The sequence below is a fragment of the Bradyrhizobium sp. R2.2-H genome, assembly GCF_004346455.1.
Lineage (GTDB): Bacteria > Pseudomonadota > Alphaproteobacteria > Rhizobiales > Xanthobacteraceae > Bradyrhizobium > Bradyrhizobium diversitatis.
Map to the genome: position 1 here is coordinate 467924 of NZ_SMBR01000002.1, position 23523 is coordinate 491446.

The following is a 23523-nucleotide window of genomic DNA, read 5'->3' on the forward strand; positions in this document are numbered from 1 at the left end:
CGGATGATGGTTATCGTTCGAGCCCCGAGGCGACACTGGTGGGCGCGATGCGACCGCTGCGAACGTGACCCGGCCCTCTGCGGGGCGCGTTTCATGACGTAAGATTTCCGCTGCTACCGCTTCGTGCGACGCAGAAATCGGGCCCGCCCCTCGGAGAAGCGGCGGCCTCAGAACGGCATTCGGTGGGGGAGGCTGGATCGCGTGGCGCATCACGGGCATGACAAACTCTCGCGTTTGGTCCAATATGACATCATGGTGTCGAAAGTCGGCGCCAGCGATAGCCTAATTGACATTATAATGTCAATCAGGATTTATGGAGTCATTATGCGCGCTATCAAGCGATCTCCGGCGGGTGACGCCATGACCGATCTCGTTCTCGACCTATTCAGGGTCAATAACCTGACCTTGACGTGGGGCGATCGCTTGGTCGCCCCACTCGGACTGACCAGCGCCCGCTGGCAGATTCTGGGGGCGATCGTTGGCGCGGACCGTGCGCAGCCGGTCGCCTGGCTCGCCCGCGACCTCGGCGCTAACCGCCAGAACGTTCAGCGTATCGTCAATGACCTGGCCCATGAAGGGCTCGTCACCTTTGAACCCAATCCACATCATCGCCGCGCCCATCTCGTGGTCATGACTGACAAGGGACTGAAGACCTACGACGCTGCCATCCGCCTGTATGACCCCAAGATCAACTCGCTGGTACAAGGTCTCCCGATTGAAGAGATCAAGACCGCCGGCCGCCTCATCAAGGCGCTGCGCAAGAAGCTCGAACAGGAAGTGAGCATTGCAGATGCCTGACCAGACCTTTGCGCAACGTCCATTTGAATATCCTGGGCGATGATGCGGCGCCGAACCGCGACGCTCCAGAAGCTGTCAGCCTCGAGAGAGCGTCCCTATCTCAAGCTGAAGGCGCTTCGCCGTCGGCCTTGATCTTGTAGGCCTGCGCCGCTGCGATCATGCCCCACATCGCGCCCAGCATCATCCAGAAGTGCCGCCAGTGGTCGGTGTCGATCACGAAGCTTTCGCCGACGGTGCCGAGGAAGGCGGAGAAGACCGCGAGATAGGCAGGCTGCCAGGGTACACGTACGAAGATGTGCCTGAAGCCCATGATGACGGTGGTGAAGACCAGCGCGGGATAGCACACGCCGGAAAGCCAGCCGCCGGACATGAAGGCGTTCAGGTAGGAGTTGTGGGTGTCCTCGGGGAAGTAGCGGTGGAATTGCAAGGGGCCGATGCCGAACGGCAGGTCAAGCGCCATCTCCGCGCCGAGGATGTGCCGGCCGAACCGGCCGAAGCGGCCTTCGTCATAGCTCTGATCGAAGCTCGCGCGCTGCTTGAACATCTCGGCGGTGGAATCGAACGACAGCAGCACCGCGATCAGCGCGAGGCCAAGCACCGCGGCGACGATCGCCATGACGATGATGCGCGAGCGTTGCGCATTGGTGCGGCTGGTCAGCACCATCAGCGCCAGCATGAAGGCGGAGGTCAGCACCAATCCGCCCCAGGCGGCGCGGGAGAAGGCGAGCAGGATCGCCAGCGACATGATACCGAAAGCGATGACGTTGCGGGACGCCTTGCCGAACTTGTCCGAGACCACGCTCTGAAGCGCGAACAGCGCCGGCAGGATCAGGAAGGCGCCGAGCACGTTGGGGTCCTTGAACGTGCCGCGCGCGCGTCCGTAGAGCGTCAGGAGGTCGTTGCCGCCGGGAACCAGGTGGAAGTAGCCGGCGACCGCCAACAGGGAGGCGACCATCGCGCCCGCCACGAGACCCCGGCGCAGCATGTCGAGCCGCGCCGCAGTGTCCTCCGAAATGACCATCGCGAAGAACACCACGGTCACAGCCATGTACCAGGAGGTCGCGATCCAGGTCACCACCGCGGACTGCTCGAACAGCGGGATCGCGCTGATGGTGTAGCCGACATTGAGCAGGACCAGCATCAGCACGAGCGGCATCAGCACGAGCTTCAGGCGCAGGCCGGTGGCGAAGAAGACGATCGTCGCGAGCAGCGTCGCGATCTCGTAGGGGCTGGGCTCGATGAAGACGATCGCGCCGGAGGCGCCGACCAGCCACACCAGCGCGCGCTGCAGCGCCAGCACGCCGGGGGCAGCCGGTGCGGCAACGTTCACTTCACCGGCTGTCGCCGCATACGCCATCACACGCTCACGCTACTCGTACGCTACTCATACCGCTGTCATCGCCCGGCTTGACCGGGCGATCCAGTATTCCGCGGCGCCCATTGGAGAGAACAGCTGGCGCCGCGGCGTACTGGATGCCCCGCCCCAGTGTGCAATTGCGCACAAGGCGGGGCATGACGGAAACTCAATACGCGTTCTCGTTCTTGGTCAGCAGCGAGATCGGCGTCTTCAGGAGGATGTAGAGGTCGAACAGCACCGACCAGTTCTCGATGTAGTACAGGTCGAACTCGACGCGCTTCTGGATCTTCTCTTCGTTGTCGATCTCGCCGCGCCAGCCGTTGATCTGGGCCCAGCCGGTGATGCCCGGCTTGACGCGGTGACGGGCGAAATAGCCGTCGACGGCTTCGTCGAACAGGCGGCTCTGGAGCTTGCCCTGCACCGCATGCGGCCGCGGGCCGACCAGCGAGAGATTGCCTGAAAACACCACGTTGAAGAGCTGCGGCAGCTCGTCGAGGCTGGTCTTGCGGATGAAGCGGCCGACGCGGGTGACGCGCGGATCGTTCTTGGTCACGACCTTCGAAGCGGTCGGATCGGCCTGATGGTGGTACATCGAGCGGAATTTGTAGACGTCGATGCGCTCGTTGTTGAAGCCGAAACGCTTCTGGCGGAAAAGCACCGGGCCGGGGCTGTCGAGCTTCACCGCCAGCGCCACCAGTCCCATCACCGGCAGCGCTGCGAGCAGCGCGAGGCTGCCGACGAGACGGTCGAACAGCCACTTCATCACCAGATCCCAGTCGGTGATCGGCGCCTCGAACACGTCCAGCGTCGGCACCTCGCCGAGATAGGAATAGGAGCGGGGACGGAAGCGCAGCTTGTTGGTGTGCGCGGACAGGCGAATGTCGACCGGCAGCACCCAGAGCTTCTTCAGCATCTCCAGGATGCGCGTTTCCGCCGAGATCGGCAGCGCGAACAGAACGAGGTCGACGCGGGTGCGGCGGGCGAACTCGACGATGTCGTCGACCTTGCCGAGCTTGCGCGCACCGGCGCAGGTGTCGAGCGCGCGGCTGTCGTTGCGGTCGTCGAACACGCCGAGCACGTGGATGTCGGAGTCTTCCTGCGCCTTCAGCGCCTCGACCAGCTGCTCGCCGTTGCTGTCGGAGCCGACGATGATGGTCCGGCGGTCGAGCCGGCCCTGGCGCGCCCAGCCACGCACCAGCGCGCGCAGCACCAGACGCTCGGCAATCAGCGCGGCGAGTCCGAGGAAGTAGAAGGCGGCAAGCCAGAGCCGCGAGATTTCGCTGCCGTACTTGGCGAAGAAGGAGATGCCGATGAACAGCAGGAAGACGAAGGACCAGGACGAGATCATCCGGGTCATCTGCCGGAGCTGACCACGGAACAGCTGCACCTGGTAGATGTCGGCGGCCTGGAAGCAGACCACGGCGGCGACCGCGACGGCGACGACCTCGGCGGGATAGATCCAGCTGAAGGCGCCGGAGAGCGGCATGACATAGCCGACATAGAGCGCAATGCCGACGAGGCTCAGCAGCACGAAATCGGCCAGACGGACGAAACCGGTGATCACGACCGGCGAATAGGCGCGGGAGACCTTCTGGTTGACGACTTCGAGCGCTGCCGGCGAGAGCCGGCGACGGCGCTCGACGAAAGATTGGTCAGCGGGCTTCGCCGCAGCGCTGGTCGCGGCGTCGAGCATCGAGCGTGCGTTGAGCGGTTCCACGGGCGTCCACGTCCATTCCAAAGCCCGCGGCACGGCGTTGAGCGCCCGGGCGAGCGTCCCCTGGACCTTGGACTATCGAACAAATCGGAAGATTCTCTAAAGCGGGACTTAAGAATGGTTAGTGTTCGGTAAATGCGTCGCGATAGCCGGCGAGCACGCCCTCGACCATCGCGGCTTGCGAGAAATGTGCCGAGATGCGCTCGCGCAAGGACGCCGCGCGCTGCGCGGTCGTTTGCGGATCGTCCAGCGCTGCGGCGATCGCCTCCGCCATGGCCTCGGGATTGCTCGGTGCAAACAAAGCGGGGCTGTCGGCGCCGAAGATCTCGGGAATGCCGCCGATGCGGGATGCGATCATCGGAATACCGGCGGCACCCGCCTCGATCACGACGTAAGGCATGGAATCGCCGCGCGAGGGGACGACCAGCAGCCGCCCCTTGGAGAAGCCGTAGCGCGGCTTGACGTGGCCGATGAAGCGGATGGCGTTGGAGAGGCCGAGCCTCTCGACCTGCGCTTTCAGCGTCGCCGTTTCCTCGCCGTCGCCGCCGAGCGTCAGCGTGACCTTCCTGCCGCCCGCATGCAGCTGCGCTACGGCATCGACCAGCAGATCCGCGCCCTTGATGTGCCTGAACTCGCCGACATAAGCGAGGTCGGTGGCATCGTCGGCCGTTACGACAGGCTCGAACTCCTCGGGGGTGACGCCATTGAAGACGCAACGCACCACGCCCTTGGGCGTGCCGACGATGCGTTGATAGGTGTCGCGGGCAAATGCGCTCTCGAACAGGAACAGGTCGGTCGAATCCATCAGCGCGCGCTCGAGCCGTGCGTAGAACTCGCCCTTGAAGGTGTTGAGGGGATAGTGCAGCGAACCGCCATGCGGGGTGTAGATGCGGATGGTGTCGTCGGAGCGCCGCCGCATGCGGATGAAGGCGCCGGCCTTGGCGCCGTGGCCGTGCATCACATCGGGCTTGAGCGTGGCGATCAGGCGCCGCATGCGAAGCCATACCAGGACATCGTCGGGCGACGGCTCGCGGCGGATCGCGAGCCGGTGCACGCCGAGCTTCAGCCGAGGCGCGAGCTCGGCAAGCGCCTTGTCCGCTCGCTCCCCGCCGGTGAGGCTGTCGGCGAGAATGCCGACATGATGGCCGCGGTCGACCTGGCCGTTGGCGACGTCGAGGATGTGGCGGAAGATACCCCCGACCGGAGCACGCACGGCGTGCAGGATGCGAAGTGGCCGGTCGGGAGAAGGGGACATGTTAGAAACCAGCTCGCCGGCGACTGCCGAACAATTCTCACGAAATAATCGTGAGGGATTAAGGGTCCTCGTGGTTAACAAACGGTGACGAGCGCGCGTGGCCGGCCGCCGTCCGTCGCGATTAACCCAGCGGCAACCTTAATGGAGTGTAATCGCCTCGGTTGAGGTAGAGTCGCAGCGTTGCCCTGCGGGAGTGTTCGATGCGTTTAGCGTTCTGGCGTGACAGCAAGGCCAAGGCGGTGATCGAGCGGGCAGTCTCGAAGTCCAGACCCAAGCCTGCGCCCAAGGTCGAGGCCAAGATCGAGCCCAAGATCGAGCCCAAGATCGAAGCCGAGGTTGAAGCGGGCCCTGCGCCCGTCGTCACGAAGCCGGCACAAGTCGAATCCGGCGACATCGACCTGCGCGCGCTTGGAGCGGCATTGGCGCGCAAGCGCAGCTGGATCATCGTGCCGACGGTGCTGGCGCTCGTTGCGTCCCTTGCTGTCGTCAATCTCGTCACGCCGCGCTACAAGTCTGAAGCCCGCATCCTGATCGACGGCCGCGAGAACGTGTTCCTGCGCCCGAACAGCGACCGCACCGAGGAGCGACAGGCGCTCGACGCCGAGGCGGTCACCAGCCAGGTGCAGCTGGTGTTGTCGCGCGATCTCGCGCGCGAGATCATCAAGAAGAACAAGCTTGCGGAACGCCCCGAATTCGACCCGGTGCTGCAAGGCGTCTCGCCTCTGAAGTCGCTTGCCGCGCTCATCGGTATCGCCCGCGATCCGTTCTCGATGACGCCGGAAGAGCGCGTGCTCGATGCTTACTACGAACGCCTCCAGGCCTACGCGGTCGACAAGTCGCGCGTGATCGTGATCGAATTCCAGTCCGCCGATTCCGAGCTTGCCGCCCGCGTCGCCAATTCGATCGCCGACGGCTATCTCGTGCTCCAGCAGAGCGTGCGCCAGGAGCAGGCCAAGAACGCCAGCCAGTGGCTGGCCGGCGAGATCGAGAGCCTGCGCAAGAAGGTCTCGGAGGCCGAGGCCAGGGTCGAGGACTTCCGCTCCAAGTCGAGCCTGTTCGTCGGGACCAACAACACCACGCTGTCCAACCAGCAGATGGGCGAGGTGAACACCCAGCTCAACAATGCGCGCTCGATGAAGGCGGATGCGGAATCCAAGGCGCGGCTGATCAAGGAGATGCTCCAGAGCGGCAAGCCGATCGAGGCGTCCGAGGTCGTGAACTCCGAATTGATGCGCCGGCTGTCGGAGCAGAGGGTGACGCTGCGCGCGCAGCTCGCCGAACAGTCGTCCACGCTGCTCGGCAATCACCCACGGATCAAGGAGCTGAAGGCGCAGCTTGGCGACCTAGACAATCAAATCCGCGACGAAGCGGCCAAGATCTCGCGCTCGCTCGAAAACGACGCCCGGATCGCCAGCGGCCGGGTCGATGGCCTGACCGTGAGCCTCGAGCAGCTCAAGAAGCAGGCGGCCTCGACCAACGGCCAGGACGTCCAGCTCCGCGCCCTGGAGCGCGAAGCCAAGGCGCAGCGCGACCTGCTCGAGACCTATCTGGCCAAGTACCGCGAAGCCAATACCCGCGAGACCATCGATACCGCGCCGACGGACGGCCGCATCATCTCGCGCGCCATCGTCTCGAACACGCCGGCCTATCCCAAGAAGCTGCCGATCGTGCTGATCGCGACCATCGCGACGCTGCTGCTTTCGTCCGGTGTCGTCGTCACCGGTGAGCTGTTGCGCCAGACCGCGCCGCGCGCGGCAGCCGTGTTCGCGCCGGCAGCGGTTCGGCGGGAGCCGGCGGTGGCTCGGCAAGAAGTGGTGATGGAGCCGGTCGTCGAACCCGTCACGGAAGAGCCGGCGCCGCTTCAGCCGGAGATCCCGGCCGATGCCGCTGTGACCGAGTTCGCCGAGATCGAGCAGCTCGCCGACCGCCTGCGTGCCGCGGGCGCGGCGGCGAAGAAGGTCACGGTGCTCGGCACTGCGCCCGGCGAAGCCATCACGCTGTCGACGTTGACGCTCGCCCGGCACCTGGCGCGCGATGCCCGCGTCGTCGTCGTCGATCTCGCCGCGTCCTCGCCGACGATCGCCGCGGTGTCCGTCGATGCTTCGGCGCCGGGCCTGGCCGAACTGATGCAGGGTGAGGCCTCGTTCGCGCAAGTCATCACCCGCGACAAGCTCTCGCGGCTGCATCTGGTCATGGCCGGCCGTCCCGGCTTCGACCGCAGCCTGCTGCAATCGCCGCGCGTGGCGCTCGCGATCGACGCGCTGCTGCGCGCCTACGACCACGTGCTCATCGATGCCGGCAGCGCCTCCGATCTTCCGGCCGAACTGCTGACGGCGCATGCCCGCGCCGTCGTGGTGCCCGATGCGTCGATGGCACCTGATGCCCGCACGCTGATGTGCGAGCAGCTGAGGGAGGTCGGCTTCAGCGAGGTGACGATGCTGAGCAAGCCGGTGCAGCCGTCGGATGCGATGGAAGCGCCGCGCGTGGTGGCTGCGTAGGCTTTTCGCTCTCTCTCTCCGCGCACTCGGAATCTACGATATCGACGTTCGCGGAGAGGGCTTACCCGAACGCCTGCCGCAGCCGCCGGGCCATGTCGAACAGCATCTGATTCTGCTTCACCAGCCGCTTGCCGTGGCTGAGTGAGGACATCGCCATCGCCGCGAGCTTGCCGCGGGAGGTCAGGGGCACGAAGCTGTCGAAGATCTCCTCGTCGTCCTTGCAGAACATTCGCTTGTACTCGTCCGAGCCGATGCCGAGGTCGAGCGAGCGGTAGCCGTGTTCGGCACAGCGATCGATGATGTAGCGCATCAGGATCAGGCCCGGGCTGTAGCGGGCGTGCTCGGACATCGTGTAGGTGTTGAACATCATCGAGAAGCGCTCGCCGTCGGCGACGCCGGCGAAGATCGCGATCACCTCCTCGTCGCATTCCAGCGCATGGATGTCGATGACACGGCCTTCGCTGCGCGGCGCAAGGCAGGCGCTGCGGACGAACTGTTCGACGCCGGGCTCTGCGAAGACGTTCGGGAGCTTCTGTTCCGCCATCCGCACCGGCTTGACGCGGAAGAACCAGTCGAGCAGCCGGCTGATGTCCGCGTCCGACGTTGCCAGGTGATAGCGATAGCCGGCGAGCGACTGAAGCTTCTTTTCCTTGCTCTTGAGGCGGCGGCGGAGCGAGTTGCTGATCCGCGATGCCGGCGGGCCGCCAGGCTCCATCACCAGCCGCGGACAGCCGTTGATCGCGCTCTGTCGCGGCAGTAGCGCAAACGGGTTCTGCTGGTCGTGCCAGCGCTGCGGCTGCTGCGTCAGCACGAGCACGTCGAGATGCTCTCGCAGCGGCGCAAGCAGTGCGTCGAGATCGGCGATGGCGGCCTGTGCCGCGAACTCGGCGTTCCACAGGCCCATGTTGAAGGTCGTGTGCTTGCCGCCCATGAAGCAGGCCGTGCGCACGCCGTGGCTTTGGCGGTGCGAGAGCGGCAGTAGCAGCAGCGGGCGGCGCTCGGCGTCGCGGGCGATCACGATGAACGGCCGCGCGCCTTCATGGGCGCCCACCAGGCGTTGCCACGGGCTGAGCAGGTCGAAGCGTTGGTAGGGCGTGAAGAGATGGCCGTTCGCCTCGAAGGCACGCCAGCTCGCCCCGGCCTCGGCGAGATCGGTGACGATATCGACCTGCGCGATACGGCTCGCTCTCGACCGCGCTGGCGCTTCTGCCGTCCGGCTTTGCATCGCCGCAGCCATGGTCATTCGCGAAACCTGTCGAGAAATCTAAAATACGTATTTCGGCCTGTGGCCGACCTTTGCAAACAAAGGTCAACAAAGGGTAATGACGATGGGAGAGGGGAACGGGCGCCGGCGAGCGCGAAGGGCGGGAATTTGGCATCCGACGACAGTTGGCTGGAACGGCTGCGCCTTGAATTGGCCTGGTTCACTGGCCGGGCCATGCTGCACAGTCGCGGTGCCGGCGTCATCCTGCGCTTTGCGCATGTGCGGCCGCGGCGGCGCGGATTTCAGCCGCTGCGCGCGAACGAGATCACGCCGCAATTTCTCGACCGCGCGATTCGTGCGCTGAAGCGGTGGAGGTACGATTTCCTCGGCATGGACGAGGTCTGCCGGCGCGCCGTGACGCTGCCGGAGAAGCGTCGTTTCGTGGCGCTGACCTTCGATGGTGCGCCCAGGGACTTCATCAACTTCGCCTATCCGGTGCTGACGCGCCATGCCGTACCCTTCACGATCTACGTGCCCACCGCCTTTCCCGACGGCGTCGGCGAAGCCTGGTGGCTCGGTCTCGAACAGGTGATCGCGCGCGAGAGCCGGATCAGCCTGATGATGGGCGACCGGGAGCAGCGTTTCACCGTCGCCGACAATGCCGAGAAGCGGGCGCTGTTTTCGTATCTGGAGAGCTGGCTGCGCTCGTTGCCGCCAGCGGAACTGTCGGCCGCGATTGCCGATCTCTGCACGCGCTACAGGGTCGACCTCGCCACGCTCTCGCGCGAGGCGTCGATGGGTTGGGAGGACCTGGCGAAGCTGGCTGCCGATCCGCTCGTGACGATCGGCAGCGCGACCGTCGACTATCCCGTTCTCGCCAACATGAAGGATGCCGCCGCGCTGCGCGAGATGACGATGGGCAAGGCCGTCGCGGAAGCGGCTTTTGGGCGCGAAATCAGGCATTTCGCTTTCCCGTTCGGCGATCGCTCTTCGTTTCGGCGCAGCCACGTCGTGATGGCGGAGGAGGCCGGATTTGCCAGCGCTGTGTCGACGATCCCGGGCATCGTGGACGCGGAGGGGCGCACCAATCTGCGCGCGCTGCCGCGGATTTCCTGGGACGGACGAGTGCGTTCGCTGCGGATGATGCGCGTGCTGGCGTCGGGTGTCGCCTTTGCGCCGGTGAAACCGACTGGCAGCGTGATGGGCCGGACTTAACGCGTGGACTTGACGCGGTCGGGCCGCTGCATCCAGCTGACGATCGGCATCGCGGGCAGCACCCAGCCCATGCCGACCACGACATAGTAGATCGCCTGCCGCCAGCCGGACTCGGCGATCCACGGCATCTGCGCGGCCGCCATGCCGAGCAGGGACCAGACGGTGGCCAGCACCAGGAGCAGGATGGCGCCGAGGAACTTGCGGGTGCGGATCGTCATGGCGGGAGCTTGCTGCTTTCGCGTAACTTGCACTGAGAGAGCGGGGGACTATAAGGGGCACGCAGTCCGGTTCAAGCCTGGTTTTTGCTCCGAATGACGACGATTTCCACCCCGTCCGAACCGCATCGCGCCGTGCGCTGGTGGCTGATCGCAGTGGCCGCGCTGATCGCACTGATGGTGCTGGTCGGTGGCGCGACGCGGCTGACGGAATCCGGGCTCTCGATCGTCGAATGGAAACCGGTCACGGGCAGTGTTCCGCCGCTGTCGGAAGCGGCGTGGGCCGAGGCGTTCGAGGCCTACAAGAAGATCCCGCAATATCGCGAGCTCAACGCCGGGATGAGCCTGTCCGAGTTCAAGGAGATCTTCTGGTGGGAGTGGAGCCACCGGCTGCTCGGGCGTTTCATCGGTATCGCTTATCTCTTGCCGTTCCTGTTTTTCCTTTGGCGCGGCGGCCTGTCGGGCGAGTTGAAGCGGCGGCTGTGGCTGCTGTTCGCGCTCGGCGGTCTGCAGGGTGCGGTCGGCTGGTGGATGGTCGCCTCGGGCCTGACCGGGCGGGTCGAGGTCTCGCAATATCGGCTGGCGACACATCTGGTGCTCGCGCTTCTGATCTTCGCCGGGATCGTCTGGACGGTGCGGCGGCTCAAGGAGCGGCCCCAGATCTCGGCGCCGGCACGGCTGCGGCTCACGAGCGCGCTGCTTCTCGTCGTGACCTTCGTGCAGATCTATTTCGGCGCGCTGGTCGCCGGCCTGCGCGCCGGGCGCGTCTACAACACCTGGCCGCAGATCGACGGCGCGTTCATCCCGTCGGCGGAGCGGTTGTGGTTCGAGACGCCGTGGTGGCGCAACATGTTCGACAACGTGCTGACCGTGCAGTTCGAGCACCGCATGACCGCCTATCTGGTGGTCGCGCTGGCGGCGCTGCACGCAATCGACGCGGTGCGCTCGCGCGCAGGGTCGGCGGCGAGCGGTGCGCTGTGGCTGTTTGCGGCCGTGAGCCTGCAGGCTGTGCTCGGCATCCTCACGCTGCTCAACCAGGTGCCGATCGATCTCGCGCTCGCCCACCAGGCGGTTGCGATCGTGGTGTTGACGCTTGCGGTGATGCAGGTCGAACGGCTGGCGCCGCGGCAATCAGCGCAGGCCCAGCCGCGCGCGGTTCCGGTCGGTCAGCCCGGCTGATCGGAGATCAGCAATAGCCGTAAACGCCGCACGCGTAGGGCAGGCGCCAGAAATAATCGACCTGCTTCCCGCCGTAATACGCGCCCTGATAATCGTAGCTCCATGGGCGGCCGTAATAGCCCGGCAGCGCGTGGGAGCCCGGCAGCAGCGGCGTACCCGGCAGGTTGCGGATGTAGCTGCCGATGCCATAGGCCGGCGAGATCAGCGCATCCGGATCGGTTTCGACATAGACCTGCGCCGGATCCTGCGGCGGCACGGCGGCGCGCCGCTTCGGCGCCGCCGGCAGATCAGCGGCGAGCGTGCTGGAAACCGTCAGCATCGCCGCCAGGGCAGGTACCATCCAGCGCAGCATCGTCGGCTCCGAATCAAAAGGGGCGATCCAAAGACGATGTATGGGGCAGATGTGGTTAATGACTGTTAACTGACGGCAGCCAAGACGGCCGCCGTCATTCCGGGGCGGTGCGAAGCACCGAACTATGGTGCGCAATTGCGCACCTGAGAATCTCGAGGTTCCGGGTTCGGTGCTTTGCACCGCCCCGGAACGACCCCAAGTTCAAGCCCCCAGCGCCTGTTCCAGATCCGCGATCAGGTCTTCCTTGTCTTCGATGCCGACCGAGAGCCGCACCACGTCGGGGCCGGCGCCGGACTTCACTTTGGCGGCGTCGTCGAGCTGGCTGTGCGTGGTCGAGGCCGGATGGATCACCAGCGAGCGGGTGTCGCCGACATTGGCCAGGTGCGAGAACAGCTGCAGCTTCGACACCAGGCTGACACCGGCGTCATAGCCGCCCTTCAAGCTGAAGGTGAACACCGCGCCGGCGCCCTTCGGCGCATATTTGCGGGCGAGCTGGTTGTACTTGTCGCTCGGAAGGCCGGCATAGCTGACCGAGGCCACCGCGGGGTGGCCGGCAAGAAATTCGGCAACCGCCTTGGCGTTGTCGCAGTGCCTCTGCATGCGCAGCGGCAGCGTCTCGATTCCCGTGAGGATCATGAATGCGTTGAAGGGCGACAGTGCCGGTCCGAGGTCGCGCAGGCCGAGCACGCGGCAGGCGATCGCGAAGGCGAAATTGCCGAAGGTCTCCTGCAGGCGGATACCGTGATATTCCGGCCGCGGCTCCGACAGCATGGGGTATTTGCCGCCCGTGGACCAGTCGAAGGTGCCGGCATCGACGATGATCCCGCCGAGCGAATTGCCGTGGCCGCCCAGGAATTTCGTCAGCGAGTGCACGACGATGTCGGCGCCATGGTCGATCGGGCGGATCAAATAGGGCGAGGCCAGCGTGTTGTCGACGATCAGCGGTACGCCCGCCTTGCGTGCGACCGTCGAGATCGCCTCGATGTCGGTGATGCTGCCGGCGGGGTTGGCGATGGACTCGATGAAGATGGCTTTCGTGCGCGGCGTCACCGCGCGCTCGAAGCTCGCGATGTCGTCGGGATCGGCCCATACCACATTCCAGCCGAAACTCTTGAAGGCGTGCGTGAACTGGTTGATCGAGCCGCCATAGAGCTTTCGCGCGGCGATGAACTCGTCGCCGGGCTGCAGCAATTGCTGCAACACCACGACCTGCGCTGCATGGCCCGAGGCCACTGCAAGCGCGGCCGTGCCGCCTTCAAGCGCGGCGACGCGCTCTTCGAGCACGGCATTGGTCGGATTGCCGATGCGGGTATAGATGTTGCCGAACGCCTGCAGCCCGAACAGCGAGGCGGCATGGTCGGCGTCGTTGAAGACGAAGGACGTCGTCTGATAGATCGGCGTTGCGCGCGCACCGGTGGTGGGGTCGGGCTGCGCACCGGCATGCACGGCAAGAGTCGAAAATCCCGGAAGGCGATCGCTCATTTGGGCGTCCTGTTTCTCGTGGTCTGAAATCGCGCGGCATGCTGATCGGCGCCGCGCCTGCCGTCAAGGCGCGGCTTCACATCGGAATGATCGTGCTGCGCATTGTCGCGTTCGCGAAAGAAATCCTTCGCAAGTGCGTCAGCTCTGTTCGCTCTTGTTTTTCGCGGCGCGGTCCGATGCTGCGGTATCGCCGCCGCCGACACTCGTCCGATTGAGGGATAGCCGCATGCCCTGCGTCGGTGCCGGCGCCCGCTTCGAGCTGAGCGTGCGCGAATTCACGCCCATCCAGGAGATTTCGGACGACAGCCGGCCATACTCGATCTTCGGGCAGCGGTTCATGACCACCTTGATGCCGACCGACTCCGCCTTTGCCGCCGCGGCATCGTCGCGCGCGCCGAGTTGCATCCAGATCACTTTCGGCAGCGGATCGAGCGTGAGCGCCTCTTCGATGACAGGCATGATGTGTCTGGAATTGCGAAAGATGTCGATCATGTCGACGGGACGGCCGAGGTCGGAGAGCGAGGCGACGAACGGCTTTCCGAGCAGCTCCTTGCCGACATGGCCGGGGTTGATCGGGATCATGTCGTAGCCGCGCTGCGCCAGATATTTGAACGCGAAATAGCTAGGCCGCACGTTGACCGGCGAGGCGCCGACCATCGCGATCGATTTCACGCTGTTGAGGATGCCGCGGATGTAATTGTCGGGATAGGCGTCGTGGTTCATCGCTCGTCTTTTCTCGTTGTCATTGCGAGCGCAGCGAAGCAATCCAGACTGTCACCGCGGAGAGGTTCTGGATTGCTTCCGCTGCGCTCGCAATGACGGGGTCACTCATCCCGCCATGTCGGCGTGCGCTTCTCGATGAACGCGCCGATGCCTTCCTCGGCGTCGCGCGCCATCATGTTCTCGGTCATCACCTCTGCCGCATAGCGATAGGCGTCCGCAAGGCTCATCTCGGCCTGGCGGTAGAACGCCTCCTTGCCGAGCTTGATCGTGTAGGCGGATTTCAACGCAACCTTCTGCGCCAGCGCAATCGCGGCCTCGCGCTCGGTGCCGGCGGGAACGACGCGATTGACGAGCCCGATCTCGCGGGCACGCACGGCGGGAATCGGCTCGCCCGTCAGCAGCATCTCCATCGCCTGCTTGCGCGGCACGTTGCGTGACAGCGCCACCATCGGCGTCGAGCAGAACAGGCCGATGTCGACGCCGGGCGTCGCAAAGCTCGCCACCTCGGAGGCGATCGCGAGATCGCAGCTCGCGACGAGCTGGCAGCCGGCCGCGGTCGCGATGCCCTGGACGGCGGCGACCACCGGCTTCGGCAGGTGCACGATCGCCTGCATCATCGCACTACAGGCGTTCATCATCTCGGCGAAGAAGGCGCGGCCGCGATCCGGATCGGTGCGGCGTGCGGTGAGCTCCTTCATGTCGTGGCCAGCGGAGAACGCGGGACCATTGGCCGCGATCACTACGCCGCGGACGGCCTTGTCGTCGCGGATCTCGTCGAGCTCGGCATGCAGGGTGGCGATCATCGCGGCCGACAGGCTGTTGCGCGCGACTGGCCGGTTCAATGTGAGGACGGCGATGGGGCCCGCGGTCTCGCGCAGCAGGATCGGCGGTTGCGGGGAGGGAGCGCGGGCTGCCTGGCCGGACATCGAAGCGTTTCCGTTAGATTATTGCATTTGGATGACGCAGATAACTTAATGTAACAGGGGACATGAAGCGAGGGTGGGAAACAGCATGGCGTTAGCGAAAATGAGCGTGGCGGACGTGGAGCAGTTCCTTCGCGTCGAATTTCCCCAGGCGTTCAGCGGCGACGACATCACCATTGAAAGCGCGGATGGTCAGACCTGCCTGTTGCGGCAGCGTTTCAGCGAGAAGATGCTTCGGCCGGGCGGAACCGTATCCGGCCCGACGCTGATGGCGCTTGCCGATTTCGCCATGTACGTGGTGCTGCTGTCCGCCATCGGCCCGGTCGGGCTCGCGGTCACCACCAATCTCAACATCAACTTCCTGCGCAAGGGCCAGCCTGGGCAGGACGTGCTGGCCGAGGCGCGGCTGCTCAAGCTCGGCAAGCGGTTGGCAGTCGGAGAAGTGAAGCTGCTGTCCGGCACCTCCCCCGATCCGATTGCCCATGTCACCTCGACCTATTCCATTCCAAATGTTTGAACTTTTTGCGGGTATTATAACACCGTAATTTTAAGTAATTGATTTTACGAAAGTAATTTCCGCCATTGGGCATTGACCGTTGCGCGTCTCTTCTCTAGAAAACCGCGCAGTCCGGTGCGGTGTTCGCGCCGATGTCTCCCTCACGGAAATTCTGACATGAAAACCTTTTCGGCAAAGCCGGCCGAGGTGACGAAGAAGTGGGTGCTGATCGACGCCAAGGGTCTGGTCGTCGGCCGTCTCGCCACCATTGTCGCCATGCGGCTCCGCGGCAAGCACCTCCCGACCTACACCCCGCACGTCGATTGCGGCGACAACGTCATCATCATCAACGCGCAGCATGCGGTCCTCACCGGTCGCAAGCGCGAGCAGAAGACCTACTACAAGCACACCGGCTATGTCGGCCACGTCAAGGAGCGCACCGCGCGCCAGATCCTCGAGGGCCGTCATCCCGAGCGCGTGCTCGAGAAGGCCGTCGAGCGCATGATCCCGCGTGGCCCGCTCGGCCGCGTGCAGATGGGCAACCTCCGCGTCTACGGCGGGGCCGATCATCCGCACGAGGCGCAGCAGCCCGAGAAGATCGATATCGCCAAGTTGAACCGCAAGAACACGAGGGCCGCATAACATGGCCGAATCCATCCAGTCGCTCGACCAGCTCTCGCAGCTCAAGACGGCGGCAGCGCCCGAGGCGCCCAAGCACGAGAAGAAGGTCGACAAGTTCAACCGCGCCTATGCCACCGGCAAGCGCAAGGACGCGGTCGCCCGCGTCTGGATCAAGCCGGGCGCCGGCAAGGTCACCGTCAACTCGCGCGAGGTCGAGGTCTATTTCGCCCGTCCCGTGCTGCGCATGATGATCGAGCAGCCGTTCTCGGTGGCCCAGCGTTCGGGCCAGTATGACGTGATCTGCACCGTCGCCGGCGGCGGCCTGTCCGGCCAGGCCGGCGCGGTCCGTCACGGCATCTCCAAGGCGCTCACCTATTTCGAGCCGGAGCTGCGCGGCGTGCTCAAGAAGGGCGGCTTCCTCACGCGCGACTCGCGCGTGGTCGAGCGCAAGAAGTACGGCAAGGCCAAGGCCCGCCGCTCCTTCCAGTTCTCGAAGCGTTAATCGCTTTTGTCGCATTCGCCGCGAAAGCGGCTTCAATGAGATGCAAAAGGGCGCTGATTTCAGCGCCCTTTTTGCTGTTCGTTTGTATGCAAATTGATGGCTTGTTTCCCGAAAACTTAGGGATCCGCGAAAACCTGAATGGAACTCGCCGGACCTAGCGTCGCCTTTCGGAAGGGCGCGCAAATCGGATGTTCCGATCGCGTAACTGCTATGTTCTAGAGGGGGCCGACATGATGTCGCTCGATAGCATCACGCTCTATTTGGTCGCCACCATGGTTGCCGCACTGCTCGGCGCCATGATGGTGTTTTTCGGCAAGCAGGAGAACAGCCCCGCGCTGAAATGGTGGGGCACCGCCTATCTGCTCGGTGCCGCCTCGGTCGCGCTGTGGACCGCGGCGGGCGACAGGCTGGGTCCCCATATTTATCTTGCGCTGAACGCCGTCGGTTTCGTCGCCTGCGGCATGGTGTGGAATGCGGCGCGCGTCTTCCACGGCCGCAAGCCGAACTGGCCCGGTCTCGTGCTCGGTGCGCTCGCCTGGGTCACTGCTGCGACGCTGCTCGATCCCGCCGCGTCCATGCTGCGCATGCTCCTCGGTGCCGGCATCGTCTCGGTGTACGCGGCGCTGACTGCGAGCGAGCTCTGGACCGAACGGCGCAAGAGCCTGCAACGGCGCTGGCCCGCCTTCGTGATTCCGGTGATGCACGGCTGCGTGTTGATGCTGCCGATCCTGATCGGCAGCTTCTTGCGCCCGCATGATGCCGGCTTTTCATCGAGCATCTGGGTGACTGTGTTCGCGGTCGAACTCGTGCTCTACGCCGTCGGCACCGTATTCGTCATCTTCATGCTGGTGTCGGAGCGCACCGTCACCGCGCATCGGACCGCAGCGTCCACCGATCCTTTGACCGGCATGCTCAACCGCCGCGGCTTCTCGGAAGCCTGCGCGCGCGTGATCGAGCGCGAGGCCAAGGCCGGGCGGCCCGTGACCGTGATGATCTTCGACATCGACCACTTCAAGTCGATCAACGACCGCTTCGGCCATCCCGCCGGCGACGAGATGCTGAAGCTGTTCTCCACCGTCGTCGTCAGCAATTTGCGCATCTCCGACCTCTCGGGCCGCATCGGCGGCGAGGAGTTCGCCGCGCTCCTGCCGTGTTCGCTGGAGGAGGGCGTGCTGGTCGCCGAGCGCGTGCGCGAAGCGTTCGAGACCTCCGGCGTCGTGGTCGACGAGGGCCCGGTCGACACCACGGTCAGCATCGGCGTCGCCGGCGGTCCGGCCGGCACCGAGCTCGAAGTGCTGCTGGCCTCGGCCGACACCGCGCTCTACCAGGCCAAGCGCGGCGGCCGTAACCGCGTCGAGGCGGCCGAGGAGCTGCCACTGTCGCTGGAGAACTGGCGCCGCCAGAGCGCGGCACGGATCGGCGCGCCGCAGGCGCGTCCGGCCACCGCCTGATCGCAGGGCCTTGCGGTAATCCTCTGTTTACCGTTCGATTCCATACCATTGCGGCCATGGAATCGATCCGTCGACAGAATCCGCAAATCACCCTGATGTCGCTCGAAGCCGCCGCGGCCTCCGCACGCGGAGGCTTCGCCTGTCTCTTCTCGACCGCCGATGAATACGAGACGGCGCTGATCGCCGAGCGTCGCGCGCAGGGGCGCTATGGCCAGCACCGCAGCTATTGGCCGTTCGCAATGTTCGTCGGTTGCGTGTTCATCGTTGCGGGCACCGTGTTGCTGCTCGCCTGACAGGCCTGCATTCAAGAGACCTGCATATTCCAGGGAGCTAGGCGCCGTCGCGGCGCCTTTTTCTTTGTCGCCGTCTGCGGTAGACACGCCGATCGAATGAAAAGGTGGAAACCGATGATCACCGAGATCGCGCAAATCGACGTCAAGCCGGGCAGCGAGAAGGATTTCGAGGCGGCCGTCGCCAAGGCCAAGGCCGCCTTCGGCGGTTCCAAGGGGTTTCACGGCTTCGAATTGCACAAATCCATCGAGAAGCCGCAGCGCTACCGGCTGATGGTGAAGTGGGCGACGTTGGAGAACCACACCGTCGACTTCCGCGGCTCGGAGAGTTTCACCGAATGGCGCGGCCTCGTCGGCCAGTATTTTGCCTCGCCCCCCGAGGTCGAGCACACCGAGACCGTGCTGACGACCTGAGCGGCTCTATTTCTGGAGCATGATCTCCGCGCAAACGCGTTTCGCGTTTGTCGCGAAGGAAAACCGCTGCGCGCTTGTCCGGATCATGCTCTACGCCGCCTCGGCGAGCGGCGGCGCCTCATAGGTCTTGAAGTGGTCGATCATGACCTTGGCGATGGCGACCAGCGGCAGCGCCAGCGCGAGGCCCCAGATGCCGAACACGACGCCGAGCAAGATCTGGAACGCGAACAGCGTGGCCGGCGGGATGTCGAGCGCCTGCCGCTGCAGGATCGGCGTCAGCACGTAGCTCTCCATGGCGTGAACGCCCATGAAGAGGAGAAAGGCCGACAAGGCCGGGATCCAGCCCGAGGCGAGGCTTGCCAGCACCACGATGACGCCGGCGATGATGGCTCCGACGGTGGGGATGAAGGCGAGCAGGCCCGCCTGGATCCCTAAGATGAACGCGCCGGGGATGCCGATGATCGCAAGCCCGATCCAGGTCACGACGCCGACCGCGATCATGACGACGATCTGGGCGATCAGCCAGCGCTCCAGCGTTTCGCTGATACGGTCGATGACGAGGGCGACACGCGTGCGGTGCCTCGCCGGTGCCAGGAACAGCAGGCCGTCGTGATAGACGCCGGGCTGGGCGGCGAAGGCGAGGCCCAGGAACAGCACGATGAAGATGTTGCCGACGCCGTGAATGGTGCCGAGCAGCAGCTTGAAGGTCTGGCTGACGATCGCCCCGCCGCTGGAGGCGAGCGCGCCGGCGCTGGGCAAGGGGCCGCGCGAGGGCGCCGCTGGCGGGGATGTCGCCTCCGACGAAGTATTGGCGGAGGAGTCCGACGCAGCATTGCCGAGATCGAAGTAGCTGGTGTCGATGCCGTGGTTCTCGAGGAAGGACCTGACATTGACGATCTGCGACTTGATGGTCTTGCTCAGCAGCGAGGCCTGCTCGGCAATGGTGGCGCCGCCCAAATAGGCGATGCCTGCGAGAAGCAGGGCAAGCGCGACGCAGACGATCGCAAGTCGGACCGAGTGGGGCAGGTGAACCCGGCGGCCGAGCGCATGGACCAGCGCGTTGAGGCCGAGGCCTAGCAGCATGCCGGTGAAGATCAATAGCAGCGTCGCCGCAAAATACCAGGTGAAGGCGAGCAGTGCGGTGAACAGCACGACGCCGATGCCTCCGACCGAAATCGCCCAGGCCTGATCCCCAGCCAGGTTGGTGCGGGTCCGGGACCGTTCATCTCTGGGAATCGTCACATTGGGTCCTTTTCGAGGGAGGCGGCGCCAGCTCACTCTTTCGCGAAATCCTGGCGCGGATCAAGCGCGACACGCGCCGGATCGGCGCGCTGGCCGCCAACGCCGGGCTGTAAGTCCCCTCCGAGCGATCGGACTCGCCGCCGCCCGGCCTGCCACGGCGCTCCAGTCCGGGTATTTGCGCGAAAATAGCATTGCCGTCCCGCGATCCCTTCTGTTGAATTTGTTCCATCGGAGGGGCATGTTGGCGGAATCTTCTTACCTGGAGGCGCGGAACGACAGATGAGAAAGCCGGTCGTCGGCGTGATCGGGAATTCCCATCGCGTCGAAAATCGATTTCAGGTCCAGATGGTCGGCGAGCGAAACCTGCGCGCCGTGGCTGAGGTCTCCGGCGGCTTGCCGGTGATGTTCGCGGGCTCGCCCGACATCACGGATATCGCGGCGCTGCTCGATACCGTGGACGGCATCATTCTCACCGGCGCCCGCGCGAACGTGCATCCGACCCGTTTCAACGTCGATCCTTGCGAGAAGCACGAGCCCTACGACATCCACCGCGACGAGGTGGCACTGGCGCTCTCCGTCGCCTGCGTCTCCCGCGGCATCCCCCTGTTCGGCATCTGCCGCGGTCTCCAGGAGATGAACGTCGCCTTCGGCGGCTCGCTGCATCCCGAGATCCGCGAGATCCCGGGCCGCATGAACCATCGCATGCCCCGGCTCGAGAACGGCGAGATTCACCCCGATCCGACCGTGGTGTTCGCCGACCGCCATGACGTCGAGCTGACGCCGGGCGGGGCGTTCGCAAGGATTCTCGGCTGCGAGAAGATCCGGGTCAATTCGCTGCACGGCCAGGGCATCCTCGATCCCGGCAAGCGCGTTCTGATCGAGGGCGTCGCCGAGGACGGCACCATCGAAGCGATCCGGATCGCTGAAGCCCCGGCCTTTGCGCTCGGTGTGCAATGGCATGCAGAGTATGACCCGCAGCACAACCCGATCAACCGCAAGCTGTTCGAGGCCTTTGGCGAGGCGCTGGCCGCGCGGCAAAAGGCGGCGGCGTAGGCGGCCGGTACGGTGCGGAGGGGCGGGCACGCTGTCGCCCTGCCGTCATTGCGACCCGATGACAGGCTCCGGGAACTGCATCGGACTCTCACTTGGTTTTCAATCAGCAGGCACACCTTCACAGTCTCGGCCCGCATCTCGTGACGATCGCGAAGCGCCCCTTTGGCAAGGGCCGGGATGACGGATGTATGCCACAAATCCGAAATTCGGAAAATTAACATATTTCTGCAGGGCGGGCTTGACGGGGTGTCTTGCCCGACGCCCCGAGACGCGGCGCGGGGGCGTCCTGCACGGCCATTTGCATTGCGTTGCACAATCGCGACGTTGGCTTCCACGCGCAACATTGAGGTTCACGAGGGGACCACCATATGCTCTGCAAGGGAGCCCGTGCCGTGCAGACCATGAAGGCGGCCCTCGTTGCGGCGATCACCGTCGTGGCTTTGATCTGCTGCCTCCTTCCCAGCTCAGCGGAGGAGAGCGAGCGCGTAGCCCTTGTTGTTTCGATCGACGGGGCGATTGGTCCGGCGTCAGCCAGCTACGTGCGGGAGGCTTTGGCCACGGCGAGCGCACGGCGCGCCGAGGTCGTGCTTCTGAGGATGAACACGCCCGGCGGGCTCAATTCCAGCATGCGCGAGATCATCGCCGATGTGCTCGCCTCGCCGGTCCCTGTCATTGGCTACGTCGCTCCCTCCGGCGCCCATGCGGCGAGTGCGGGGACCTATATCCTTTATGCGACCCACATCGCGGCGATGGCACCAGGTACCAATATCGGTGCGGCGACGCCGGTCCAGATTGGCGGGCCGCTGCCGGGCCTGCCGAGCGGCACCCCCGACAAGGATGGCAAAGACAAGAAGGATGAGCCGAAGGACGCGATGACGGCGAAGGCCACGAACGATGCCGTCGCCTTCATCCGCAGCCTCGCCGAGCTGCGCAACCGCAACGTGGACTGGGCAGAGAAGGCGGTCCGCGAGGCCGCAACACTCTCTGCCAACGGCGCGCTGGAGGCACATGCCATCGATCTCGTCGCGCGCGATCAGGCTGAATTGCTGCGACAGGTTGATGGCCGCGTGGTGGAGCTCGCAGGCGGCAGGACGCAACGCCTCGCAACGAAGGATGCTGTCGTCGAAGCCATCGACCCCGGACCGATATCCCGCTTCCTGGCAGTCATCACCAATCCGAACGTGGCATTCATTCTCCTGATGGTCGGCATCTACGGCCTGATCTTCGAGTTCGTATCTCCCGGTGCGGCCGCGCCGGGAGTCGTCGGCACGATCTGCCTGCTGACCGGCCTCTACGCACTCAATTTGCTGCCGATCAATTATGCCGGTCTCGCCCTGATGCTGGTGGGACTCGTGCTTCTCACCGTCGAAGCCTTCAACCCGACCGTGGTGGTCGGCTTCGGCGGGATCATCGCTTTCGTGCTGGGAGCAATGATGCTCTTCAGGAGCGAGGCGCCTGGATACCAACTGTCCTGGTGGGTGATCGGCACTACTGCGGTCGTGTTCAGCGGCTTTGCGCTGATCGTGCTTGGTTCGCTACGGCGCGTCCGCAAAGCTCCTGCGCTGGTCGGCGCACAGGCCATGCGCGGCTTGCCCGCCGAGGTTCTCGACTGGAACGGGAACGAAGGTCATGTCTTCGCCCATGGTGAGCGCTGGCAGGCCCGCGGCGCCGAAACCTTCAAGCCCGGAGAGACGGTGGAGGTCGCCAATGTCGTCGATCTGACGCTGCTGATACGCCGCACACCCGCCCGGACAGGCGAGGGAGGTACATCATGATGCTGGAATATCTGACGTATGCGGCGCTTGCGCTGCTTGTTATCGTGCTTCTGTCCCAGGCCATTCGAATCCTGCGCGAATACGAGCGTGGCGTGATCTTTACGCTCGGCCGCTTTACCGGTGTGAAGGGCCCGGGTCTCATTCTCCTCGTGCCGATCGTGCAGCAGCTCGTCAAGGTCGATCTGCGGGTGATGGTGCAGGTGGTGCCGCCGCAGGACGTAATTTCGCGGGACAACGTCTCCGTCAAGGTCAACGCCGTCCTGTACTTCCGCATCGTCGACCCCGAGCGCGCCATCATCAAGGTCGGTGACTACATGGCGGCGACAAGCCAGCTCGCCCAGACCACGTTGCGTTCGGTGCTCGGCAAGCATGAGCTCGACGAGATGCTTGCCGAGCGCGACAGGCTGAACGCCGACATCCAGGAGATCCTCGACAAGCAGACCGACGTCTGGGGCATCAAGGTCACCGGCATCGAGATCAAGGACGTCGATATCAACGAAACCATGGTTCGCGCGATTGCCAAACAGGCCGAGGCGGAACGCCTGCGGCGGGCCAAGGTGATCAACGCGATGGGCGAGCAGCAGGCGGCCGAAAAGCTGGTCGAAGCCGGCCGGATCCTCGCGCAGGAGCCCCAGGCGATGCAGCTGCGTTACTTCGCGGCCCTGCACGACATCGCCGGCGAGCGGTCGTCGACGGTCGTGTTTCCGCTGCCGACGGGCCTGCTCGACCACTTCATGCCGCGGCCAAATAACCCGTAGCGATAG

Annotated in this window: 23 protein-coding genes; 13 read left to right on the forward strand and 10 right to left on the reverse strand. The window is 64.9% G+C overall.

The features are described from left to right. Positions 1-324 precede the first annotated feature (324 nt). Positions 325-798 (forward strand): MarR family winged helix-turn-helix transcriptional regulator, encoded by a 474-nt coding sequence (locus EDE08_RS06340; RefSeq protein ID WP_131868115.1) that lies wholly within the window; start codon positions 325-327, stop codon positions 796-798. A gap of 100 nt (positions 799-898) precedes the next feature. On the opposite strand, the gene EDE08_RS06345 is transcribed toward EDE08_RS06340, so the two are convergent. The 3 genes from EDE08_RS06345 to EDE08_RS06355 all read right to left on the reverse strand — a co-directional run bounded on the left by EDE08_RS06345 (position 899) and on the right by EDE08_RS06355 (position 5124). Further along, on the reverse strand, positions 899-2155 hold the full coding sequence (locus tag EDE08_RS06345) for an O-antigen ligase family protein (protein WP_165935745.1): 1257 nt from the start codon (positions 2153-2155) through the stop codon (positions 899-901). Positions 2156-2321: 166 nt separating this feature from the next. Next, positions 2322-3872 carry an undecaprenyl-phosphate glucose phosphotransferase gene (locus tag EDE08_RS06350; protein WP_131868117.1) on the reverse strand — a complete coding sequence of 517 codons (1551 nt, stop codon included), beginning with the start codon at positions 3870-3872 and terminating at the stop codon, positions 2322-2324. A gap of 118 nt (positions 3873-3990) precedes the next feature. Beyond that, entirely contained in the window at positions 3991-5124 is a 1134-nt protein-coding gene (locus EDE08_RS06355) for a glycosyltransferase family 4 protein (RefSeq protein ID WP_131868118.1), read from the reverse strand. 200 nt (positions 5125-5324) lie between these two features. On the opposite strand from EDE08_RS06355, the gene EDE08_RS06360 reads away from it, so the two are divergent. Beyond that, complete coding sequence (locus tag EDE08_RS06360; RefSeq protein ID WP_131868119.1) at positions 5325-7622, forward strand: GumC family protein; 2298 nt, start codon at positions 5325-5327, stop codon at positions 7620-7622. Positions 7623-7683: 61 nt separating this feature from the next. Here the strand turns inward: EDE08_RS06360 and EDE08_RS06365 are convergent, their stop codons facing one another. After that, positions 7684-8865, reverse strand: coding sequence for a GNAT family N-acetyltransferase (locus EDE08_RS06365; protein WP_131868120.1), 1182 nt, complete (start codon positions 8863-8865; stop codon positions 7684-7686). 129 nt (positions 8866-8994) lie between these two features. Here EDE08_RS06365 and EDE08_RS06370 point away from each other — a divergent pair, with 129 nt between their 5' ends. Beyond that, positions 8995-10041, forward strand: coding sequence for a polysaccharide deacetylase family protein (locus EDE08_RS06370; RefSeq protein WP_131868121.1), 1047 nt, complete (start codon positions 8995-8997; stop codon positions 10039-10041). Here EDE08_RS06370 and EDE08_RS06375 read toward each other — a convergent pair. Continuing rightward, on the reverse strand, positions 10038-10259 hold the full coding sequence (locus tag EDE08_RS06375; RefSeq protein ID WP_061877803.1) for a DUF2842 domain-containing protein: 222 nt from the start codon (positions 10257-10259) through the stop codon (positions 10038-10040). The genes EDE08_RS06370 and EDE08_RS06375 overlap by 4 nt on opposite strands. Before the next feature lie 93 nt (positions 10260-10352). Here EDE08_RS06375 and EDE08_RS06380 point away from each other — a divergent pair, with 93 nt between their 5' ends. Next, positions 10353-11435, forward strand: a complete 1083-nt coding sequence (locus EDE08_RS06380) for a COX15/CtaA family protein (protein WP_131868122.1) — start codon at positions 10353-10355, stop codon at positions 11433-11435. Between the two features lie 7 nt (positions 11436-11442). On the opposite strand, the gene EDE08_RS06385 is transcribed toward EDE08_RS06380, so the two are convergent. The 4 genes from EDE08_RS06385 to EDE08_RS06405 all read right to left on the reverse strand — a co-directional run bounded on the left by EDE08_RS06385 (position 11443) and on the right by EDE08_RS06405 (position 14918). After that, positions 11443-11787 (reverse strand): hypothetical protein, encoded by a 345-nt coding sequence (locus tag EDE08_RS06385; protein ID WP_131868123.1) that lies wholly within the window; start codon positions 11785-11787, stop codon positions 11443-11445. Positions 11788-11988: 201 nt separating this feature from the next. Beyond that, positions 11989-13269: an O-acetylhomoserine aminocarboxypropyltransferase gene (locus EDE08_RS06395; RefSeq protein ID WP_131868124.1), complete on the reverse strand. Its 1281-nt coding sequence runs from the start codon at positions 13267-13269 to the stop codon at positions 11989-11991. A gap of 138 nt (positions 13270-13407) precedes the next feature. Continuing rightward, the gene (locus EDE08_RS06400; protein WP_131868125.1) at positions 13408-13992 is read right to left on the reverse strand and encodes a CoA-binding protein; all 585 of its coding nucleotides are present in this window, start codon (positions 13990-13992) and stop codon (positions 13408-13410) included. A gap of 101 nt (positions 13993-14093) precedes the next feature. Further along, positions 14094-14918, reverse strand: a complete 825-nt coding sequence (locus EDE08_RS06405; RefSeq protein ID WP_131868126.1) for an enoyl-CoA hydratase — start codon at positions 14916-14918, stop codon at positions 14094-14096. 85 nt (positions 14919-15003) lie between these two features. Here EDE08_RS06405 and EDE08_RS06410 point away from each other — a divergent pair, with 85 nt between their 5' ends. The 6 genes from EDE08_RS06410 to EDE08_RS06435 all read left to right on the forward strand — a co-directional run bounded on the left by EDE08_RS06410 (position 15004) and on the right by EDE08_RS06435 (position 18689). Further along, positions 15004-15432 (forward strand): PaaI family thioesterase, encoded by a 429-nt coding sequence (locus EDE08_RS06410; RefSeq protein ID WP_094891794.1) that lies wholly within the window; start codon positions 15004-15006, stop codon positions 15430-15432. A gap of 156 nt (positions 15433-15588) precedes the next feature. Continuing rightward, positions 15589-16053, forward strand: coding sequence for a 50S ribosomal protein L13 (gene rplM, locus EDE08_RS06415; protein WP_018642440.1), 465 nt, complete (start codon positions 15589-15591; stop codon positions 16051-16053). A gap of 1 nt (position 16054) precedes the next feature. Further along, positions 16055-16534, forward strand: a complete 480-nt coding sequence (rpsI, locus tag EDE08_RS06420) for a 30S ribosomal protein S9 (RefSeq protein ID WP_028178828.1) — start codon at positions 16055-16057, stop codon at positions 16532-16534. A gap of 230 nt (positions 16535-16764) precedes the next feature. Next, positions 16765-17985: a GGDEF domain-containing protein gene (locus tag EDE08_RS06425; RefSeq protein ID WP_131868127.1), complete on the forward strand. Its 1221-nt coding sequence runs from the start codon at positions 16765-16767 to the stop codon at positions 17983-17985. Between the two features lie 56 nt (positions 17986-18041). Beyond that, the gene (locus EDE08_RS06430; protein ID WP_131868128.1) at positions 18042-18278 is read left to right on the forward strand and encodes a hypothetical protein; all 237 of its coding nucleotides are present in this window, start codon (positions 18042-18044) and stop codon (positions 18276-18278) included. Between the two features lie 114 nt (positions 18279-18392). Then, a complete protein-coding gene (locus tag EDE08_RS06435) occupies positions 18393-18689 on the forward strand; it encodes an antibiotic biosynthesis monooxygenase family protein (protein WP_131868129.1) in 297 nt (98 codons plus the stop codon). A gap of 90 nt (positions 18690-18779) precedes the next feature. Here EDE08_RS06435 and EDE08_RS06440 read toward each other — a convergent pair whose 3' ends face one another. Beyond that, complete coding sequence (locus EDE08_RS06440) at positions 18780-19931, reverse strand: AI-2E family transporter (protein WP_131868130.1); 1152 nt, start codon at positions 19929-19931, stop codon at positions 18780-18782. A 279-nt stretch (positions 19932-20210) separates the two neighbouring features. Between EDE08_RS06440 and EDE08_RS06445 the strand changes: the two genes are divergently transcribed. The 3 genes from EDE08_RS06445 to EDE08_RS06455 all read left to right on the forward strand — a co-directional run bounded on the left by EDE08_RS06445 (position 20211) and on the right by EDE08_RS06455 (position 23517). Then, on the forward strand, positions 20211-20984 hold the full coding sequence (locus tag EDE08_RS06445; RefSeq protein WP_131868131.1) for a gamma-glutamyl-gamma-aminobutyrate hydrolase family protein: 774 nt from the start codon (positions 20211-20213) through the stop codon (positions 20982-20984). 392 nt (positions 20985-21376) lie between these two features. Then, the gene (locus EDE08_RS06450; RefSeq protein WP_131868132.1) at positions 21377-22759 is read left to right on the forward strand and encodes an NfeD family protein; all 1383 of its coding nucleotides are present in this window, start codon (positions 21377-21379) and stop codon (positions 22757-22759) included. Then, positions 22756-23517, forward strand: coding sequence for a slipin family protein (locus tag EDE08_RS06455; protein ID WP_131868133.1), 762 nt, complete (start codon positions 22756-22758; stop codon positions 23515-23517). The genes EDE08_RS06450 and EDE08_RS06455 overlap by 4 nt, the downstream gene beginning before the upstream one ends. Positions 23518-23523 lie beyond the last annotated feature (6 nt).

Bases quoted from the DNA above. Each gene is read 5' to 3' on its own strand.
- EDE08_RS06340 (WP_131868115.1), top strand. From the start codon at position 325: ATGCGCGCTATCAAGCGATCTCCGGCGGGTGACGCCATGACCGATCTC.
- EDE08_RS06345 (WP_165935745.1), bottom strand. From the start codon at position 2,155: ATGGCGTATGCGGCGACAGCCGGTGAAGTGAACGTTGCCGCACCGGCT.
- EDE08_RS06355 (WP_131868118.1), bottom strand. From the start codon at position 5,124: ATGTCCCCTTCTCCCGACCGGCCACTTCGCATCCTGCACGCCGTGCGT.
- EDE08_RS06360 (WP_131868119.1), top strand. From the start codon at position 5,325: ATGCGTTTAGCGTTCTGGCGTGACAGCAAGGCCAAGGCGGTGATCGAG.
- EDE08_RS06365 (WP_131868120.1), bottom strand. From the start codon at position 8,865: ATGACCATGGCTGCGGCGATGCAAAGCCGGACGGCAGAAGCGCCAGCG.
- EDE08_RS06375 (WP_061877803.1), bottom strand. From the start codon at position 10,259: ATGACGATCCGCACCCGCAAGTTCCTCGGCGCCATCCTGCTCCTGGTG.
- EDE08_RS06380 (WP_131868122.1), top strand. From the start codon at position 10,353: ATGACGACGATTTCCACCCCGTCCGAACCGCATCGCGCCGTGCGCTGG.
- EDE08_RS06385 (WP_131868123.1), bottom strand. From the start codon at position 11,787: ATGCTGCGCTGGATGGTACCTGCCCTGGCGGCGATGCTGACGGTTTCC.
- EDE08_RS06395 (WP_131868124.1), bottom strand. From the start codon at position 13,269: ATGAGCGATCGCCTTCCGGGATTTTCGACTCTTGCCGTGCATGCCGGT.
- EDE08_RS06400 (WP_131868125.1), bottom strand. From the start codon at position 13,992: ATGAACCACGACGCCTATCCCGACAATTACATCCGCGGCATCCTCAAC.
- EDE08_RS06405 (WP_131868126.1), bottom strand. From the start codon at position 14,918: ATGTCCGGCCAGGCAGCCCGCGCTCCCTCCCCGCAACCGCCGATCCTG.
- EDE08_RS06410 (WP_094891794.1), top strand. From the start codon at position 15,004: ATGGCGTTAGCGAAAATGAGCGTGGCGGACGTGGAGCAGTTCCTTCGC.
- rplM (WP_018642440.1), top strand. From the start codon at position 15,589: ATGAAAACCTTTTCGGCAAAGCCGGCCGAGGTGACGAAGAAGTGGGTG.
- rpsI (WP_028178828.1), top strand. From the start codon at position 16,055: ATGGCCGAATCCATCCAGTCGCTCGACCAGCTCTCGCAGCTCAAGACG.
- EDE08_RS06425 (WP_131868127.1), top strand. From the start codon at position 16,765: ATGATGTCGCTCGATAGCATCACGCTCTATTTGGTCGCCACCATGGTT.
- EDE08_RS06430 (WP_131868128.1), top strand. From the start codon at position 18,042: ATGGAATCGATCCGTCGACAGAATCCGCAAATCACCCTGATGTCGCTC.
- EDE08_RS06435 (WP_131868129.1), top strand. From the start codon at position 18,393: ATGATCACCGAGATCGCGCAAATCGACGTCAAGCCGGGCAGCGAGAAG.
- EDE08_RS06445 (WP_131868131.1), top strand. From the start codon at position 20,211: ATGAGAAAGCCGGTCGTCGGCGTGATCGGGAATTCCCATCGCGTCGAA.
- EDE08_RS06455 (WP_131868133.1), top strand. From the start codon at position 22,756: ATGATGCTGGAATATCTGACGTATGCGGCGCTTGCGCTGCTTGTTATC.